The sequence below is a fragment of the Psychrobacillus sp. 05T411 genome (assembly GCF_056396485.1).
Genome location: NZ_JBFTLO010000008.1, coordinates 59425 through 76076, shown reverse-complemented (window position 1 = coordinate 76076; position 16652 = coordinate 59425). Strand labels below are relative to the sequence as shown.

The following is a 16652-nucleotide window of genomic DNA, read 5'->3' as shown; positions in this document are numbered from 1 at the left end:
TAGAAGAAAGAGTGAGTTCAAGCGGTTTCATTMATGTTTTTCACTAAGACTTTCATAAGTAAAGGGAATCCGTCGTAGTTCAAAAGCAAGTGATTAAAAAAAGAAGATAGGAGCGTTGATATATCTGATTTATTTTACAAATCACTATGTTATGATACTACTATACAGAAAATTTCACTAAAGGAGGAAATGAAATGCCATATGTAACAGTAAAAATGCTAGAAGGTCGTACGGAAGAACAAAAAAGAGCTTTAGTAGAAAAAGTAACAGCTGCAGTATCGGAAACAGTGAATGCACCAGTTGAAAATGTTGTCGTGTTTATCGAGGACATGCCAAAAAATCATTACGGCGTTGCCGGGAAATTATTTAGTGATAAATAAAATTAACAAGACGACACTTTGCCTCGGCAAAGTGTTTTTTTAGGTTTTGTCGTGTTGGGTGATTGGTTTGTCGCGTTCGCGGCGGGGATTGTCTCGTTCAGGAATATCCTAGAAAAATTCTGTCCTTGAATGACTATTCGCACAGAGCTTCCTTTTGGCTATATTTTTCGCTTTCACAAAGAGCTTCTTTTTAGTTTTAGTCGAGTGGCTTTCTAAAAAAAAGAACCATCCCTAGTGGATAGTTCTCATGTTCATTAAATTCATAACGAATTCATATGCTTCGGTTATTTCTTCTTCCGTGAAATTTAACTTTCCTTTGACGGCATGAAGCTTTTCGATTTGTTCTTCTTTTGGAAGATGGTCGAAAAATAATAAAGTCGAAACTAGTTCCAGAAAGCGGGAACTTTTATCTTTCATTTGCGAAATGCATCCGACTAGCGCTGGAGTTGCTTCGTCCACTTGCGCCATTTGAGTAAAATGCTCGCCTGCATCCGTCATTTGATATTTGTACTGCACGTATGATCCTTTGTCTTGTCGCTCTTCTTGTAAAAACCCCATATTGCAAAGCTCTTCCACGCGTAATGTAAGCTCATGTGAATACGGTCCATATACATGAAACTCGTATTTTTCTTTATATGGATATTCTAACTTTTTAGCGATGTATACCATTTTTTGCAGCTTTTTTCTGCCAGTTATTCCGTCCGCTGCTCCGATAAATTGTATAATTTTTGCATGTTCTTCTAGCAATTCTAGCCCACCTTATTTAATCAAATTCGCCTTGGCGTATTTGAGTCCAGATTTCGCACCTGGCTTGCCAGGTGAACTCCTTACGAAAGCTGCGACATCCGCCGGAGGCATTGAAATAATTCAGCAACGATTTCCTGCTGAATTATTTCAACAGATCTAATATTTGTTTTTTTAATACTTTTTTCTTTCCGTCTTCTGTTAAAAAGTCTTCCGGAAAATATAATTTATGATCAGTACGACGTTTTCCTGAAATAGCTTCTACCACTTCTGATTCACGGGAAAGTTCTCGAATTTCACCAGATGGCATTTGTAAATGGATAGGAATACGTTCTCCTTCTTCTCCAGGTCGATAAAAATCGTACGGTAAATCCGATGACGAATCAAACACTAAATAGTATTCTGGATCTATACCCGCTTTTTTAAATAATAACTCCAACTCTTTCATCTTCGTATAATCTTTTGCTAGATCAAACTCAATATATTGAAATAGCTTACGATTGACAAAACGATAACTTAAGTCTGCTAAAATAGGATCTTTCTCCGTCACCCAAAGCTGGAAATACGTCAATAAAACCCCTTCGTCTAAAGCCAAATACTCATTCAACGAAAACGTACCATCAAAAAAACCTTGGAAATGAGTTGGTTGCTGAGCAAAATCATATCCCTTTTCACTTAAAGCCTTGGCACGATGTAGGATTTTTGTTAAAACTACTTCGGCACTTCTTGAAACAGGATGAAAATACACTTGCCAATACATTTGATATCGGCTCATAATATAGTCTTCTACTGCATGCATGCCGCTCGATTTGATCACTATTTGATCTTCGCGTGGACGCATTACGCGCAAGATTCGTTCCATATCAAAATGCCCGTAGCTTACACCTGTAAAATACGCGTCACGTTGCAAATAATCCATGCGGTCTGCATCGATTTGACTCGATATTAAACTAACGACTTGTTTGTTTACATATGTTTTTGCAATAACATCTGCTACTTTTTGCGGGAAATCTTCGCTTACTCTTTTTAATATTTCATTTACCTCGGTATCCCCAAGTAATATTTTTCTCGTAAATTCCTCATGATCTAGATTAAATACATTTTCAAAAGCATGAGAAAACGGTCCATGCCCCAAATCATGTAAAAGTGCTGCACATAAAACTAATAGTCTTTCGGAAGCATCCCACTCTGGTCTGCCGTCAAAACTATCATCCACAATGCGACGAACAATTTCATAAACTCCAAGAGAGTGACTAAAACGGCTATGTTCTGCACCGTGAAATACTAGATATGTAGTTCCAAGCTGTTTGATGCGGCGTAGCCGTTGAAATTCCTTCGAGCCGATGACATCCCAAATTACTTGATCTCGAACATGGATGTAGCGGTGAACCGGGTCTTTGAACACTTTCTCTTCTGCTAATTTCTGCGTTGCATAGCTCATTTGCCCACCTCCGTGTCTTAGATGTTATTTACCCTTCATTATAAAGAAAAAAACCGCTCATTGTAAGGCGGCAAAAGTTTTGTTTGTAGATGTCTAGTCTTCTATCTTGGCGCGTACTTTTTCCATTAATTCGTCTTCTGTTAAAGCAGCAACTGGACGATTATTGACAAATGCGAATGTCTTTTTACGTCCTGGTCCGCAGTAAGATTGACATTCTTTAATTTCAATTTCTGCTTCTGGATCTATTGTTTTTAACTTTGGAATTAATGTTTTTAAATTGACGGCCTGACACTCATCGCAAACTCGAAAATGGTTTGCCATTTGTCCACAACCCTTTCTCTTTATGATAATAGTCTACAGGCCATTGTATCTTAAAACATATATTGCTATCAAGTGTATTTTACGTGAATAAAAGAGCGCTATGTTGTCCATGATGTTAATAGAGTAACGAAACTATGAACATGGTAGGAGGACCAATATGGTAAAAATAAGACAAGACGCATGGATGACAGAGAACGATGAATTACTAGCAGAGATGGTATTACGACACGTCCGTGAAGGAAGTACACAACTCAATGCATTTGAAGAAGCAGGTGACGAATTAAACCGAACTGCCGCAGCATGTGGATTTCGCTGGAACGCAGTTGTTCGCCATCAATACGAAACAGAGTTAAAAGAAGCAAAAAAAGAACGAAAAGAAAAATTACGTATATTAGGAAAAGATTATCGCCGAAGAGGGAATGGTATTTATTTAGCAAAACCTCAAGAAGAGGGCGAACGCACAGCATCGGTTCCAGTTTCTGCTTTATCGATTGATATTATTATTGCATATCTTGTGAGATTGCAGCATAGCGATTCGGATATATCCAGATATCGCCATTTAGCTTCTATATCAAACGAGAAAATTCGTAAACTAGAAAGTGAACTTGCAAAACTCGAAAAAGAAAATGCGGCGATCAAACAAGATTACGAGCAATTTGTACAAATTATGAACCGCGCAAGACGACTCGTTACATTGAATGACGAAGAATTACCTGCAGTACCTGTTTTCCAAATGGAGAAGAACGGAAACCTTGTTTCAAAAGAACCGCCAACTATGTAAGTTGGTGGTTTTTCTTATTCTTTTGTAAGCATCTTTTGATTGCGATCAACAACGCGTTGTAAATAAAACTGGTATAGCTCCATCTCTTCTTGCGTGACCGATTGCGAGGCTATTTTTGTAGATAGTTGCTGCAATACTTGTTGGATGCGAATTACAATATCCTGAACAGTAAAAGATGCATTTAGCAATTCATTTAACGAAGCCATTACTTCTGGTTTAATAAGGGGATAACTGAATTTTGTTTCTTCTCCTTGCACACCGGTTTCATAAAACTCGCGTATCAAGTCTGCACGTTCACTTCCACTACCCTCTATACACAAATACACTTGCACTGCGATTCCTTGACGAAGCCTACGCTGTGAAATGCCCGCAAATTTCTTCCCATCAATACTTAAATCATATGAACCTGGACAATAGGAGCCGACAATTTCATAAGCTTCTATTTTCCCTTCCGCTTCTGGAAATAGGAGTTGGATAAAAGCAAGCATCACTTCGTATCCTGTGTCAATATCAACCGGCTGTTCTTTTTCAGATAATACGATTGAAATATTTAGCACTCCTTCATCCAATACAACGGCGAGGCCTCCTGAATTACGAACAATCGGTGTATATCCTTGTGTACGTAGAAAATCTTGGGCATCTTCTACGAATGGTAATCGGTGGTCTTGAATGCCTAATACGACGGTCTGGTCATGTACCCATGTTCGAATAGTTGCTGGCGACAATCCTTGTCCAACTAAATGGCAAAGAAGATCGTCCGCTGCAAAGGATTCTAATGCGGAGCGACTTTTTCCACTTAATGATTGATCCCAAAATCGCCAGGCTTTTTGCTGTAATAATGTTTCTATTTGTGACATGCTGCTTACTCCTTAATCTCACGCTAGCGTTACTGTTTTCATTAGTTCAAGCATACACGACTTTGTCACATATTGTCATGTAATATCGAAGTCATTACGAGATAAGAATCTTTTCTTGTGATAAACTAAAGATGTAAATTTCTTATATAAAAGGAGTGTCTGATAAAATGAATGAAGCAGCAATTACACTAGACGGTTGGTACGTTCTACATGATTTTCGTCAAATGGACTGGGCGTCATGGAAACAAGTGGACCCAGAACTTCGCAAAGAAGCGACAGACGAATTTGTAGCATTTTTAGACGAACTTCAACAAGCAGATGACGCAAAAACAGGCGCACATGCTTTTTACACTATTGTCGGCCAAAAAGCAGACTTCATGCTAATGACTTTACGACCAACAATAGATGAACTTCAAGAAATCGAAGCGAAATTCAATAAATTAACGATTGCAGATTTTACGATTCCTGCATATTCCTATGTTTCTGTAGTAGAATTGTCTAACTACTTAGCTGGTGAATCGACAGAAGATCCATATCAAAACCCACATGTACGTGCTCGTTTGTATCCAGAACTTCAACGTTCCCAATACATTTGCTTCTATCCAATGGACAAGCGTCGTAACGGCGAGGACAACTGGTATATGCTATCGATGGAAGACCGCAAAGCACTTATGGCAAGCCACGGAAGAATCGGTCGAGGTTATGCTGGTAAAGTAAAACAAATTATTTCAGGTTCTGTCGGATTTGACGATTTCGAATGGGGCGTAACATTATTCGCAGATGACGTGCTTCAATTTAAAAAGTTAGTATACGAAATGCGTTTTGACGAAGTAAGCGCACGCTATGCAGAATTCGGTTCCTTCTTCATCGGTACAATTCTTGCAAGCGAAAAACGCGGAGAATTTTTCCATATCTAATTTGTATCAAATGATCGCCAGTCAAATAAGAACATTCAAGTAGAGGGTGGAAACTATCAACGTTTCCCCTCTACTTTTTTATTGTTACAGGATTGTTACTGGTGCCAGGCACCAGTAACAATCCTGTAACAATTCATCTATCAAATATCGATATGTATCATTTCTCGATTTCAAACATAGTGTATATATAGGAGGTGATGCATTGGCAGTAGTTCAATCCAATTCAAAACAGCTAGATTTACTTGCGAGACTAATGCGTGCTGAGGCAGAGGGTGATGGACAGCTTGGCATGTTATTGGTTGGAAATGTTGGAGTGAACCGAGTGCTTGCCGATTGCTTAGATTTTCGTAATATACGTAATTTGGAAGAGATGGTTTTTCAAAGACCAGGTGGCTTTGAGGCAACAACCAAACCGTATTTTTATCAAAGAGCTCGTGAGCAGGATCGAAATTTAGCAAGACGCGTTATTAATGGGGAACGTTTTAGTCCCGGTGAACGCTCCTTATGGTTTTTTGATCCAGGTGGCGATTGTCCTCCTCAGTGGTATAACCAATGGAACACAGGACGTTTTAAATCACATTGTTTTTATTCTCCAACCGTTGCCGATTGCCCAAGCGTGTAATTCCATTTCCAGAAAGGATGTATGAATGGTTCAATATTACTGGTATCCTGGAGCTTATCCACAACAGCAACAACCAATGACACCTCCTGCTCAACCACCAAGCCCAGGCCGACAAGAAGAATCTTATATCGAGAATATTTTAAGAATGAACAGAGGAAAGCTTGGTACATTCTATTTTACATTTGAGAATAACAAAGAATGGAATGCAAAAGTGATTAAAGGCTATGTAGAAGCAGCTGGTCGCGATCATGTCATCATTAGTGATCCAAATGGCAAAAGATACTTAATGTTAATGATTTATCTAGATTATGTAACATTTGATGAAGAAATTAACTATAACTTATAAACAAAGAGACTTATCCGAAATTAAAGGATAAGTCTCTTTGTTATACTATTTAGCTTGCAAACTTCGCCGCGGCAACAATAATCATAATCCATCCAACTAAAAACGCTACGCCGCCAATCGGGGTTATGGCTCCCAAAATACCGATACCTGTCAAACTCAATACATACAAAGACCCTGAGAATAAAATAATCCCAGCTAGCATTAAATATCCAGCCGTATTCAATGAAGAGACAGAACCTAATAACTTGCTACTCATCAAAATACCGATTGCGATTAATGCAAGCGCATGGAACATTTGATATTGAACAGCCGTTTCCCAAATCGCTAAATACTTTTCAGACAGCCTCTCTTTTAAAGCATGTGCCCCAAAAGCTCCAAAGGCTACTGCTAAAAACCCGTTAATAGCCCCTGCAATGATAAATAATTTCACAATCATTCCTACTTTCTATCTGTCTATTTAGAAATCAAATAATGATTCTCCGTTTGCATCGTTTTCCTTTAATGCTACTGGCTGTTGTATCGTTGGCGATACGGATACTGCTTGGACAATCGGTGGAACTTGCGATGTTGATACTGATTCTAAAGCTAAATCGCATAATGCCCGTATGGCAGCGAGCGCTTCTCTTTTTGATTGTTCATTGCCAGTTACTTTTGCTTGTTGCAGTTGTTTATCTATTTGCATAATAATATGTTCATTGGAAATCATCCTCTTTGCCCCTCTTCTTGCTTTCGTTCAAATTTCAAGCAGTCCATGCCAGAGGTACGTTTTACTAATACCGATGGGAGCTCTTTCGTTTTAAATCCGTAAGCTTTGCATCCTCGAGGATGACGGGCATCCCATGTAGTAAAAAAATGGCGGCATTTAAAACAGTTTACAGCCACTGGACTCACCCTCTTTCCATTCCATATAATAGCATAGCTATAGGCAAAAATCGATTGGCGTCTCTCCCCAGACTTCGAGCTGTGCATTTACTTTGGAATATGGTTTGCTGCCGAAAAATCCTCGATGTGCACTTAATGGACTTGGATGTGGTGCTTCTAAAATCGTATGTTTCTTCGTATCGATTAGTTTTTTCTTCATTTGAGCAGGCCTACCCCACAGCACAAAAATAACGGGCTTTTCTCTTCCAGATAACCGCCTGATCACTTCATCCGTAAACCTTTCCCAGCCCATTCCTTTATGCGAATTCGCCGCTCCTGCACGGACAGTTAAAACCGTATTAAGCAATAAAACCCCTTGCTCTGCCCATTTCAATAAATAACCGTTCACAGGAACCGGACAACCTAAATCATCAGCAAGCTCTTTTAACATATTTCGTAAACTTGGAGGTACCCGAACACCTGGCTTCACTGAAAAACTCATTCCATGGGCTTGTCCTTCTCCGTGATAAGGGTCTTGTCCCAAAATGACTATCTTCACTTCGTCAAAAGGCGTTTCAAGAAAAGCACTCCCTATATCGGGTCTTGCAGGGTAAATCGTCTGCTCGGCATATTCTTTATCTAAAAATGCCTGTAACTCTAAAAAATAGGGCTTTTCTCGCTCTTCTTTTAATACTTCTTTCCAGCTCGGCAATGCATGTCACTCCTTAAACTCCACTTGTACGTCGTAATCTACTAATTGGAACATTTCTTTCACCGATTTTGCCGCATTTTCTTCCGCTAACTGTAAAATACCTTGTCCCGTTGCTTCCTCGACCATCATTTTTTTTGCAGTTTCTGCTAACTCATATGCTTCTGTAATATCCGCTTTTTCCCGAAATAATCCTTCATATGAAAATACTTCTACTTGATCGAAGAATATTTCCGGTCCACCTAGAAATTGTGGCATTGGTAGTGTAAGTGTAGCCATCTTGTTCTCGTCATCTACTTTTATATCCGCTTCCGTCACTTGTGAAAAATCTATTCCAGCTCGAACAGCACCGGGTACTACAACAAGAAGCTGTCTTTTTGTCCCTGGTAAATCTATGCCGATTTCTTTGCCGAATAGTTGATTATCTTGTCTTTCGATAATTACTTTTGTATAAGCTTCAGCGGTCGACAATTCGTTCAAGGCCTGCACTCGTTCGACGATTGATCCTTTGCTTTCCGTAAATGTGCTACCTTGAATTGCCCAATAGGCTGCAAATGGTAAGGCAGCTATTAATAGAACAAGAATAATTCCGATTCCAAGAAGGACTTTTGCTTTCAGTCCAAAAAAAGGGCGTGTTAGCTTCCGAAAACTAAATCCTCTTCTCGAAGGATATTCTGCAATTGTTGCGGCTGTTTCATCTTGTGCTTTCAATTCTTCCAGTATTTTTTCCATTTCACGAATTTTGTCGTCTTTTCGCATTTCATGCCTCTTTTCCTCTTAATCTACTACGTTAACAGTACAAAAAAATTGCCCATTTCACAACTATTCTATATCTGTTAAGCTAAAAAAAAGGGGATATGTCTATGGCAGATTTACATTATCGGGAGAAACTAAGAAAAATTGAAAAAGCTGCAAGTACCAATGAAGTTTCCAATTCGGCTAAAAACTTTGGACTCGGCTGTTTCACATTGGGAATGATTCTATTCATCGGCTTTCTACTATTTTTGGCAATCTCTTTATTTATACATAACATTATATTCGGTTCAGTTGTCACTTTTATCGTCACAGCAGTTTTCATTTTCATTCTGGTTAAATTATTTACCGCACCTAAACTTCCTTAATTTAAGTTTCGACTATTGTCTGATATAATAAATAAAATTAACTTTTACTCAAAAGGGGAAACGCTAAAATGTCTATAAAAAAAACACTAACAATCGCAGGCTCTGACACTTCAGGCGGAGCTGGTATACAAGCAGATTTAAAAACATTCCAAGAACACGGTACTTATGGCATGAACGTTCTAACGGTTGTCGCTACAATGGATCCTGATAACGGTTGGAGCCATGGTGTCTTCTCTTTACCAGTAGACGAGATTAAACGACAAGCAAAAACTGCTCTGTCGACAAATGTCGATGCAATTAAAACAGGTATGTTAAGTACCGAAGAAATTATCGAAACAGCTGGAAATATAATTGAAGAGGCAGGAGTTAAAAGTGTAGTAATCGACCCTGTTATGGTTTGTAAAGGCGAAGATGAAGTATTAAATCCGGGTACAGTAGATGCAATGATTACTTACTTACTTCCACGCGCTTTAGTTGTTACTCCGAACCTTTTTGAAGCTGGACAACTATCAGGTTTAGGTGCATTAAAAACGATTGAAGATATGAAAGCAGCTGCTGAAAAGATTCATGCACTTGGTGCGAAAAACGTAGTCATCAAAGGCGGTAAACAATTAGCGCATGAAAAAGCAGTAGACCTTTTCTACGATGGCCAAACACATACGCTACTAGAAACAGAAAAAACAGATACTACTTATAATCACGGGGCTGGCTGTACATTCGCAGCAGCCATTACTGCTAACTTAGCAAACGGATTAACGGTTGCAGAGTCCGTACTCGAAGCGAAAGAATTCGTTTCAGCTGCAATTGCACATGGTTGGAAGCTTAACCAGTACGTGGGACCAGTTCTTCATGGAGCAAAAGGTAAATATGGTGCACCGGAAGTTACGAAAACTACTGTATAAAACAAGAATGAGTGTCAATTTTTATATGAAAATTGACACTCATTTTTTTATTGTGTAGCCAGTGATATTTAAAATAAGCGGAAGTTTTCCTGTTATTCCGCAAAATAGAGCTCGTTCGTGGAAAATAAGCGGAGATTTTCCGATTCAACAAAGCAAAATTAGCTATTTTCACATTTCTCGTGTCAATAGGCGGAATTCCTCCGTCTATTTAAGCAATTTTCAGCGCTATTTCCTAACTAAGAGGAATTTCTCCGCTTATTTATCAAACCAGGAGAATTCCTTATCTGAGTCCGCTCTTTTCTTCTACTCGTAAAGTCATACTGACTTTACGAGTTTTTTCATCTCAATCATTCGCTTCCAAAACTAATTTTCATTATACTTATAAAAGACAGTATGTTAGGAGGCTACAATAAATGGAACTTGTTAATGTGGAACAATTACAATCACTTTTGAATAAATTTGCAAACGAAGATGTATACATACATTTAGAAACAACGAATGGTGCATACGCTTCCCATTTTGATGAAAAAGTTTTCAATGCGGGAGCTTTTATCCGCAATGTTATGCTTCGCTATGAGCTTGGAAAAGTAGCGGGTGAATCACCACATCGTGTCGGACTGAAATTACCCCATGGATGGGTATACGCACAAGGGATTACCCATTTCGAATTAGATGAACATGACCGTTTACTAATGGCAGGACACGACCAAAGCGGAAAACTTGCAGTAGCATTACAAATTAGTAAAACACCATTCACTTATTAAGGAGGACAAACAAATGACTTTACCAATGGAACGACATGTACTTGTTGTATTTCCTCACCCAGATGACGAAGCTTTCGGCGTTTCCGGTACAATCGCAACGTACGTAAAACAAGGAATTCCAGTTACATATGCATGCCTAACTTTAGGCGAAATGGGAAGAAACCTAGGAAACCCTCCTTTTGCAACACGCGAAACACTTCCACAAATTCGGAAAGAAGAATTGCTCGCTTCTGCCAAAGCAATGGGCGTTACAGATCTTCGAATGATGGGACTTCGTGATAAAACGGTGGAATTCGAAGATGATGAAAAGATGGTAGAAATGATGGAAAACTTAATCGAGGACACAAATCCATCCCTTGTCATAACGTTCTATCCGAACTACGCTGTACATCCTGATCACGATGCGACTGGACGCGCAATGATTCGTGCGATTCGTCGTATGCCAGAAGCGTCCAGACCGACTATCTATGCACTTGCTTTCTCCAACGATTCTAAATCGGTTCTTGGAGAGCCGGATGTGGTGCATAATATTAAGGAATCTAAAGATGAAAAAATGGGTGCAATGCGCGCGCATATTTCGCAAACTGCTTGGATGCTAGAAGAAATGGATAAACGTTTAGCAGATGGTGAGCCGGAAGCGGAAAACTGGCTACATTACGAACGTTTCTACACCTACGATTTCAACAAAGATTTCGAATAATAGAACATGTCTTGTATATATAGACTTCTCTATGCAAATGAATTACTATGTATAAATGATTTGATACAACGTATAATTATTCATCCATAGAAAGTTGGTTTATAAACTTGAAAAAGTTCTCGTTATCTACATGGCTTTTATTCCTGCTTCCATCGATTGCAGGAGTTATATTATTTATGATTCCCCTTCCTACTTCGGAAGGTTTTAAAATTCCTATTGCGTTATTCGGCAGTATACTCTCTGGCGTACTAGAACCAATCGTACACTGGGTTGCTCTTGCAACCATGTTTATTGCTGCATTAGGTTCGGTTGTGTTTCTATTCATCCCGCAAAAAAACACGTTTATAAACAATTTATTTAAAGTATCGATATTTTGGACAGTCACTCGAGTTGTTGGTGCTATTTTTGCGGTATTAATCATTTTCCAACTTGGACCCGAAGCAATTTGGAGTGAAAATACAGGTGGACTATTACTAAGCCCGGATGGATTAGTGTCGTTCTTATTTACGATTTTCTTATTTGCAGGTTTATTATTACCACTGCTATTGAACTTTGGATTACTTGAATTTTTTGGAACAATGATGGTAAAAGTTATGCGTCCTTTATTCAAACTTCCTGGACGTTCTGCAGTAGATGCGCTAACTTCTTGGGTTGGCGATGGAACTATCGGAGTTTTACTTACAGCTAGACAATACGAGGATGGCTACTATACGAAAAAAGAAGCGGCGATTATTGGTTCTACTTTTTCCGTTGTTTCTATTACTTTTTGTATCGTAGTAATTGAAGAAGTTGGGCTTGCTAATTACTTTATCCCCTATTATTTAACTGTACTGCTATGTGGAATCGTTTTAGCATTTATTATGCCAAGAATTTATCCACTAGCGGGTAAGGAAGAAAAACATATCGACGGTCGTCCGTTAAACTTGGAAGCTGAAAAATTCCCAGAAAACTATAATGCACTTACGCATGGTCTTGAAAAAGCATTAATAACAGCAGATAGAAACCGCTCGATTGGTAAGTTTTTCTCAGACGGTTTAAAAAATGTAATTGATATGTACATTGGTGTAGCGCCGGTTGTACTTGCATTCGGAACAATCGCTCTAATGCTTGCAGAGTATACGTCTATATTTGCTATACTCGGAAAACCATTTGAACCATTATTAATGCTTTTTGGAATTCCAGAGGCGGCAGCTGCGGCTCAAACAATGGTTGTTGGATTTGCCGATATGTTCCTGCCTTCAATTTTAGGCGGATCGATTGATTCTGAAATGACTCGATTCTTTATCGCTACTATATCTGTAACTCAGCTTATTTATATGTCTGAGGTTGGTGGACTGCTACTAGGTTCGAAAATTCCAGTTAACTTTAAAGATCTAATTGTCATTTTCTTACTACGGACACTGATCTCATTCCCAATCATTGCGGCAGTGTCACATTTATTATTCTAATAAAATGAAAAACAGCGAACCCCTTTTACAAGGAGTCCGCTGTTTTTTTAGTTGCTAACTTTTCGAGCATATCTTTCGTCATTGCATGTAGATCGTATTTATAGGTAAAGCCCCACTCATTTTTTGCTGCAGTTGCATCTATTGCATCTGGCCAACTATCTGCTATCGCTTGGCGAACAGGATCCACATCGTAATCCATTGTAAATGTCGGAATTACTTTTTTAATAGAAGCAGCAATTTGCCCTGGTTCAAAACTCATGGCCGTTACATTGAATGCATTACGGTGAATTAATTTCGTAGCATCTGCTTCCATTAAGTCCACGATCGCTTGCAAGGCATCGGGCATATACATCATATCCATATACGTTCCTTCCGCAATATACGATGTGTACTTCCCTTCCTCTAACGCTTTATAATAGATATCCACCGCATAATCGGTCGTTCCCCCACCCGGTAATGTTTCAGTAGAAATTAAACCCGGAAAACGCACACCACGAGTATCTAAACCAAATTTATGGAAATAATAATCGCAAAGTAGCTCGCCTGCTACTTTGTTGACACCATACATCGTAGTCGGGCGTTGAAGTGTGTCTTGAGGTGTATTTTGTTTAGGAGTAGAAGGTCCAAATGCCCCGATTGAGCTTGGTGTGAAAAATTGCATATTTAAATCACGAGCAGTTTCTAAGGCGTTCATAAGTCCACCCATGTTTAAGTTCCATGCAAATAACGGTTTAGCTTCTGCAGTTGCCGATAAAAGTGCAGCCATATGCATTATTGTGTCTGCTCCAAAACTTTTAGCAATTTCATGCATTTTCTCTCCGTCTGTTACATCGAGAATTTGGAAAGGTCCGCCTTTTGTTACTTCCGAAGACACTTCCCTTATATCTGTTGCAAGTACATTTTCTGCACCGTATTCTTTGCGTAGTTTTGTAATTAGTTCAGAACCAATTTGGCCTAAAGCCCCGGTGACCATAATTTTCTTCATGCTGTCTACTCCCTCTCGAAAACAATTGTATTTTTGGAAAGAACACTTTATATTCAATAACGTTGTTTTAATAGCGTTTATTTTTTTCTATTATATGCTGTTCTTTTAGGAAATACAATAAAATATTTATATAGGGATTTGATATAATAGAAATAAAAGAATTAAAAGAGGTTAACATGAAAATTTTTCCTTATGTTTTGATTATTTTACTAGGTTTGGTATTAACAGTTGTGATGAGCTTTTTAGAAATATCCTTCTGGATCATTTACTTGAGTATCGTCATTTCGTATATTCTTTTATTAGTTGTTCCCCAAATGTATATTGTGTATAAATCGAATAACCTAGCACGGATTGAGCGCTATTTAGATGAAAATAAAAAGAAGCCGCTTTTTGCTTATGCACTTGCGGTAAAAGCTGGCGATCGTGATTCCATTATTCAAGTGACTCATGAAATCTTGAAGAAATACAAACAACCATACATGCAACAAGTATACAAAGCCAATTTGGCGCTATATGAAAATGATGTTGCTACATTCGATACCTTTGCTAGGCAAATTTGTAAGGAGCCACTACGTACATATTACATTGCATATGCTGAAGCGTTAAAAGGTAACTTTGTGGAAGCTCAGGCATTGAAAGCGAGTTTAACTACTACTTGGATGCAACATGCAATTGAAGCGATTATTGCGAAAGAAATTGGAGATTTAGAGACGTTTCGGGATGAAGCGAAGGCTAGTGTTGAAAGTGCGAGGGGTGTTCAGAAATTTAATCTTGTATATTCGTTTCAGCATATAGAAAGCGATTTTTCATAAAGAAAAGCAGCCGATAATGGCTGCTTTTTGAGTCGAAATAAGAAACTGATCTTATAATTATTATTTACTTATATGCGAATTAATTTGTTCCCTATGTTTCAAGTCATGATCTATCATTCCCACAAAATACTCACTTAGTGTTGTATTATCTCTCCCTCGAAGAGGTTGATAGAACTTTTCTTCAGGAATTATATCAATGAGGTTCAGCAATTCTTCACGCACAGAAATAAACTCATTTATAAGATCATCTTTAGATATTCCTGATCTTGCATATTTGGATGCCTCTTTATTAATAAACTCTACATCTACAGTAAAGTTCGGGAAACATTCATCTCTCATTAAATATGACATCCTATTATTAATAATAAATTTGTCCCACGAAATAAAATGAGAAATTACATCTGCTATACCCCATGCCCCTTCTCGAAATGGTTTCAGCCATAAGTCATTTGAGATATTCTTTAAGGAAAGAACCCAATGTACTAAATTCCTTTTTTCTTGGATTATACCTTCTTTGTCCAAGTGCTTCCCACCTCTTTTATTTATCCAATTTCCGCTATTACTCTTTCGATAAAACCAAATATTATCTTTCTTATTAAGTTCATTAAAATTGAAAAGTACTAATATTAATTAAAATACGGGACCCCTCACTATTAGCAGAGATATTAAAAAGAGCGCACCGTAAGAGTGGCTCTTCTCAATTTAAATCATTTAATTACCCCAAGCTCCCTACCAACTCTCTCATAAATCACAAGCGCCTCATCCAGCATCTCTTTCGTATGCGCTGCTGTTGGCATATTGCGGACGCGGCCTGTGCCTTTTGGTACGGTTGGAAAGACGATTGATTTGGCATAAACGCCTTCTTCAAATAGTCGTTTGGAGAATGTTTGTGTTAGTTTTTCGTCTCCGATGATGCATGGAGTGATTGGTGTTTCAGATGCCCCTATATCGAAACCAAGTTTGGATAGACCTGCTTTCAAATAATCGCCATTTTCCCATAGCTTGTCATGTAGCTCTGTTGAGTCGATGATCATTTGAACAGCTGCAGTAATTGCTGCTACGTCACCTGGTGGTAATGCTGTTGAGAATAAGAATGGACGTGAGCGTACTTTTAGCCAGTCGATTAAGTTCTTTTTACCGGCAACGTATCCACCTACGACACCGATTGCTTTCGATAAAGTTCCGATTTGGAAGTCGATTTCTTTTTCTAGACCGAAGTGTTTTACTGTTCCTTTTCCTTTACCAGTAACGCCTGAACCATGTGCGTCGTCAACATAGGTAATCAGGTCAAATTCTTTTGCGATTTCTACGATTTCTGGTAGTTTGGCAATATCGCCATCCATGGAGAATACGCCGTCTGTGATAACCATTACTTTATTGTATTGACCAGATTCTGTTGCTTGTTTTGCTTTCGCGCGTAAATCTTCCATGTCGGAGTGATTGAATGGAATGATTTTTGCTTTGGAAAGTCGGCAACCATCGATAATGGAAGCATGGTTTAATTGGTCCGATAATATGGCATCGTTTTTGTCCATTACCGCTGAGATTGCTGCCATGTTACAGTTGAAACCTGACTGATAAGAAATGGCCGCTTCTGTTCCTTTGAATTCTGCTAGTTTTTGCTCTAGTTTTACGTGAAGGTCTAGCGTTCCGTTAATCGTACGGACTGCTCCTGCTCCAACCCCATACTTTTCCACTGCGTCTTTTGCGATTTGTTTGAGCGCTGGGTTGGTTGCAAGCCCTAAATAGTTATTAGAAGATAAGTTAATAAGTTCAGAACCTCGAACATTTATCTTGGCACTGTTTGGACCCTCTACTGGATCGATTTCATTGTATAGGCCTTGGTTTTTTAGTGCATCTAAGTTTTCTGTTAAAAAGTTGTTTAGTACGTTTGACAAGGTCATCTTCCTTTCAAGCGAAATAGTCCTCTCTAGTTTAACA

General features: G+C 38.6%; 22 protein-coding genes. 11 read left to right on the top strand and 11 right to left on the bottom strand.

Annotated features, from left to right (window positions below):
- Positions 1-194: 194 nt before the first annotated feature.
- On the top strand, positions 195-380 hold the full coding sequence (locus AC1DFT_RS08225) for a 2-hydroxymuconate tautomerase (protein ID WP_093267743.1): 186 nt from the start codon (positions 195-197) through the stop codon (positions 378-380).
- A gap of 231 nt (positions 381-611) precedes the next feature.
- Here AC1DFT_RS08225 and AC1DFT_RS08220 read toward each other — a convergent pair whose 3' ends face one another.
- The 3 genes from AC1DFT_RS08220 to AC1DFT_RS08210 all read right to left on the bottom strand — a co-directional run bounded on the left by AC1DFT_RS08220 (position 612) and on the right by AC1DFT_RS08210 (position 2886).
- The gene (locus AC1DFT_RS08220) at positions 612-1127 is read right to left on the bottom strand and encodes a YwgA family protein (RefSeq protein WP_477918704.1); all 516 of its coding nucleotides are present in this window, start codon (positions 1125-1127) and stop codon (positions 612-614) included.
- A 142-nt stretch (positions 1128-1269) separates the two neighbouring features.
- Positions 1270-2565, bottom strand: coding sequence for an HD domain-containing protein (locus AC1DFT_RS08215; protein WP_477918703.1), 1296 nt, complete (start codon positions 2563-2565; stop codon positions 1270-1272).
- 93 nt (positions 2566-2658) lie between these two features.
- Positions 2659-2886 carry a YuzB family protein gene (locus AC1DFT_RS08210; protein ID WP_093267736.1) on the bottom strand — a complete coding sequence of 76 codons (228 nt, stop codon included), beginning with the start codon at positions 2884-2886 and terminating at the stop codon, positions 2659-2661.
- Between the two features lie 157 nt (positions 2887-3043).
- Here AC1DFT_RS08210 and AC1DFT_RS08205 point away from each other — a divergent pair, with 157 nt between their 5' ends.
- Positions 3044-3667, top strand: coding sequence for an RsfA family transcriptional regulator (locus tag AC1DFT_RS08205; protein WP_477918702.1), 624 nt, complete (start codon positions 3044-3046; stop codon positions 3665-3667).
- 14 nt (positions 3668-3681) lie between these two features.
- Here AC1DFT_RS08205 and lipL read toward each other — a convergent pair whose 3' ends face one another.
- A complete protein-coding gene (gene lipL, locus AC1DFT_RS08200) occupies positions 3682-4515 on the bottom strand; it encodes an octanoyl-[GcvH]:protein N-octanoyltransferase (RefSeq protein WP_477918897.1) in 834 nt (277 codons plus the stop codon).
- A 176-nt stretch (positions 4516-4691) separates the two neighbouring features.
- On the opposite strand from lipL, the gene hemQ reads away from it, so the two are divergent.
- The 3 genes from hemQ to gerQ all read left to right on the top strand — a co-directional run bounded on the left by hemQ (position 4692) and on the right by gerQ (position 6409).
- Entirely contained in the window at positions 4692-5441 is a 750-nt protein-coding gene (hemQ, locus tag AC1DFT_RS08195) for a hydrogen peroxide-dependent heme synthase (RefSeq protein ID WP_477918701.1), read from the top strand.
- 253 nt (positions 5442-5694) lie between these two features.
- Positions 5695-6063, top strand: a complete 369-nt coding sequence (locus AC1DFT_RS08190) for a cell wall hydrolase (protein ID WP_477918896.1) — start codon at positions 5695-5697, stop codon at positions 6061-6063.
- 25 nt (positions 6064-6088) lie between these two features.
- The gene (gene gerQ / locus AC1DFT_RS08185) at positions 6089-6409 is read left to right on the top strand and encodes a spore coat protein GerQ (protein WP_477918700.1); all 321 of its coding nucleotides are present in this window, start codon (positions 6089-6091) and stop codon (positions 6407-6409) included.
- Between the two features lie 49 nt (positions 6410-6458).
- On the opposite strand, the gene AC1DFT_RS08180 is transcribed toward gerQ, so the two are convergent.
- The 4 genes from AC1DFT_RS08180 to AC1DFT_RS08165 form a co-directional block, all read right to left on the bottom strand.
- Positions 6459-6839: a DUF423 domain-containing protein gene (locus tag AC1DFT_RS08180; RefSeq protein WP_477918699.1), complete on the bottom strand. Its 381-nt coding sequence runs from the start codon at positions 6837-6839 to the stop codon at positions 6459-6461.
- 27 nt (positions 6840-6866) lie between these two features.
- Positions 6867-7115, bottom strand: coding sequence for a YwdI family protein (locus AC1DFT_RS08175; RefSeq protein ID WP_477918698.1), 249 nt, complete (start codon positions 7113-7115; stop codon positions 6867-6869).
- A 213-nt stretch (positions 7116-7328) separates the two neighbouring features.
- Entirely contained in the window at positions 7329-7982 is a 654-nt protein-coding gene (locus AC1DFT_RS08170; RefSeq protein ID WP_477918697.1) for a uracil-DNA glycosylase, read from the bottom strand.
- Between the two features lie 6 nt (positions 7983-7988).
- A complete protein-coding gene (locus AC1DFT_RS08165; protein WP_477918696.1) occupies positions 7989-8738 on the bottom strand; it encodes a DUF4230 domain-containing protein in 750 nt (249 codons plus the stop codon).
- 104 nt (positions 8739-8842) lie between these two features.
- Between AC1DFT_RS08165 and AC1DFT_RS08160 the strand changes: the two genes are divergently transcribed.
- From AC1DFT_RS08160 to AC1DFT_RS08140, 5 genes are all read left to right on the top strand, one after another.
- Complete coding sequence (locus AC1DFT_RS08160) at positions 8843-9100, top strand: hypothetical protein (RefSeq protein ID WP_477918695.1); 258 nt, start codon at positions 8843-8845, stop codon at positions 9098-9100.
- Positions 9101-9168: 68 nt separating this feature from the next.
- Entirely contained in the window at positions 9169-10002 is an 834-nt protein-coding gene (thiD, locus tag AC1DFT_RS08155; RefSeq protein WP_477918694.1) for a bifunctional hydroxymethylpyrimidine kinase/phosphomethylpyrimidine kinase, read from the top strand.
- 413 nt (positions 10003-10415) lie between these two features.
- A complete protein-coding gene (locus tag AC1DFT_RS08150; protein WP_477918693.1) occupies positions 10416-10766 on the top strand; it encodes a YojF family protein in 351 nt (116 codons plus the stop codon).
- Between the two features lie 13 nt (positions 10767-10779).
- Positions 10780-11466: a bacillithiol biosynthesis deacetylase BshB2 gene (gene bshB2, locus AC1DFT_RS08145; RefSeq protein ID WP_477918692.1), complete on the top strand. Its 687-nt coding sequence runs from the start codon at positions 10780-10782 to the stop codon at positions 11464-11466.
- Between the two features lie 107 nt (positions 11467-11573).
- The gene (locus tag AC1DFT_RS08140) at positions 11574-12914 is read left to right on the top strand and encodes a YjiH family protein (protein ID WP_477918691.1); all 1341 of its coding nucleotides are present in this window, start codon (positions 11574-11576) and stop codon (positions 12912-12914) included.
- Positions 12915-12939: 25 nt separating this feature from the next.
- Here the strand turns inward: AC1DFT_RS08140 and AC1DFT_RS08135 are convergent, their stop codons facing one another.
- Positions 12940-13899, bottom strand: coding sequence for an L-threonine 3-dehydrogenase (locus tag AC1DFT_RS08135; RefSeq protein WP_477918690.1), 960 nt, complete (start codon positions 13897-13899; stop codon positions 12940-12942).
- A gap of 176 nt (positions 13900-14075) precedes the next feature.
- Between AC1DFT_RS08135 and AC1DFT_RS08130 the strand changes: the two genes are divergently transcribed.
- A complete protein-coding gene (locus AC1DFT_RS08130; RefSeq protein ID WP_477918689.1) occupies positions 14076-14711 on the top strand; it encodes a hypothetical protein in 636 nt (211 codons plus the stop codon).
- Between the two features lie 60 nt (positions 14712-14771).
- Here AC1DFT_RS08130 and AC1DFT_RS08125 read toward each other — a convergent pair whose 3' ends face one another.
- Both AC1DFT_RS08125 and AC1DFT_RS08120 read right to left on the bottom strand, forming a co-directional pair.
- Entirely contained in the window at positions 14772-15233 is a 462-nt protein-coding gene (locus AC1DFT_RS08125; protein WP_477918688.1) for a DinB family protein, read from the bottom strand.
- 185 nt (positions 15234-15418) lie between these two features.
- Complete coding sequence (locus AC1DFT_RS08120) at positions 15419-16615, bottom strand: glycine C-acetyltransferase (RefSeq protein WP_477918687.1); 1197 nt, start codon at positions 16613-16615, stop codon at positions 15419-15421.
- Positions 16616-16652 lie beyond the last annotated feature (37 nt).

Coding starts and splice junctions, on each gene's coding strand:
- AC1DFT_RS08225 (WP_093267743.1), top strand. CDS start 195: ATGCCATATGTAACAGTAAAAATGCTAGAAGGTCGTACGGAAGAACAA.
- AC1DFT_RS08215 (WP_477918703.1), bottom strand. CDS start 2,565: ATGAGCTATGCAACGCAGAAATTAGCAGAAGAGAAAGTGTTCAAAGAC.
- AC1DFT_RS08210 (WP_093267736.1), bottom strand. CDS start 2,886: ATGGCAAACCATTTTCGAGTTTGCGATGAGTGTCAGGCCGTCAATTTA.
- AC1DFT_RS08205 (WP_477918702.1), top strand. CDS start 3,044: ATGGTAAAAATAAGACAAGACGCATGGATGACAGAGAACGATGAATTA.
- hemQ (WP_477918701.1), top strand. CDS start 4,692: ATGAATGAAGCAGCAATTACACTAGACGGTTGGTACGTTCTACATGAT.
- AC1DFT_RS08190 (WP_477918896.1), top strand. CDS start 5,695: ATGCGTGCTGAGGCAGAGGGTGATGGACAGCTTGGCATGTTATTGGTT.
- gerQ (WP_477918700.1), top strand. CDS start 6,089: ATGGTTCAATATTACTGGTATCCTGGAGCTTATCCACAACAGCAACAA.
- AC1DFT_RS08175 (WP_477918698.1), bottom strand. CDS start 7,115: ATGATTTCCAATGAACATATTATTATGCAAATAGATAAACAACTGCAA.
- AC1DFT_RS08165 (WP_477918696.1), bottom strand. CDS start 8,738: ATGCGAAAAGACGACAAAATTCGTGAAATGGAAAAAATACTGGAAGAA.
- AC1DFT_RS08160 (WP_477918695.1), top strand. CDS start 8,843: ATGGCAGATTTACATTATCGGGAGAAACTAAGAAAAATTGAAAAAGCT.
- thiD (WP_477918694.1), top strand. CDS start 9,169: ATGTCTATAAAAAAAACACTAACAATCGCAGGCTCTGACACTTCAGGC.
- AC1DFT_RS08150 (WP_477918693.1), top strand. CDS start 10,416: ATGGAACTTGTTAATGTGGAACAATTACAATCACTTTTGAATAAATTT.
- bshB2 (WP_477918692.1), top strand. CDS start 10,780: ATGACTTTACCAATGGAACGACATGTACTTGTTGTATTTCCTCACCCA.
- AC1DFT_RS08135 (WP_477918690.1), bottom strand. CDS start 13,899: ATGAAGAAAATTATGGTCACCGGGGCTTTAGGCCAAATTGGTTCTGAA.
- AC1DFT_RS08130 (WP_477918689.1), top strand. CDS start 14,076: ATGAAAATTTTTCCTTATGTTTTGATTATTTTACTAGGTTTGGTATTA.
- AC1DFT_RS08120 (WP_477918687.1), bottom strand. CDS start 16,615: ATGACCTTGTCAAACGTACTAAACAACTTTTTAACAGAAAACTTAGAT.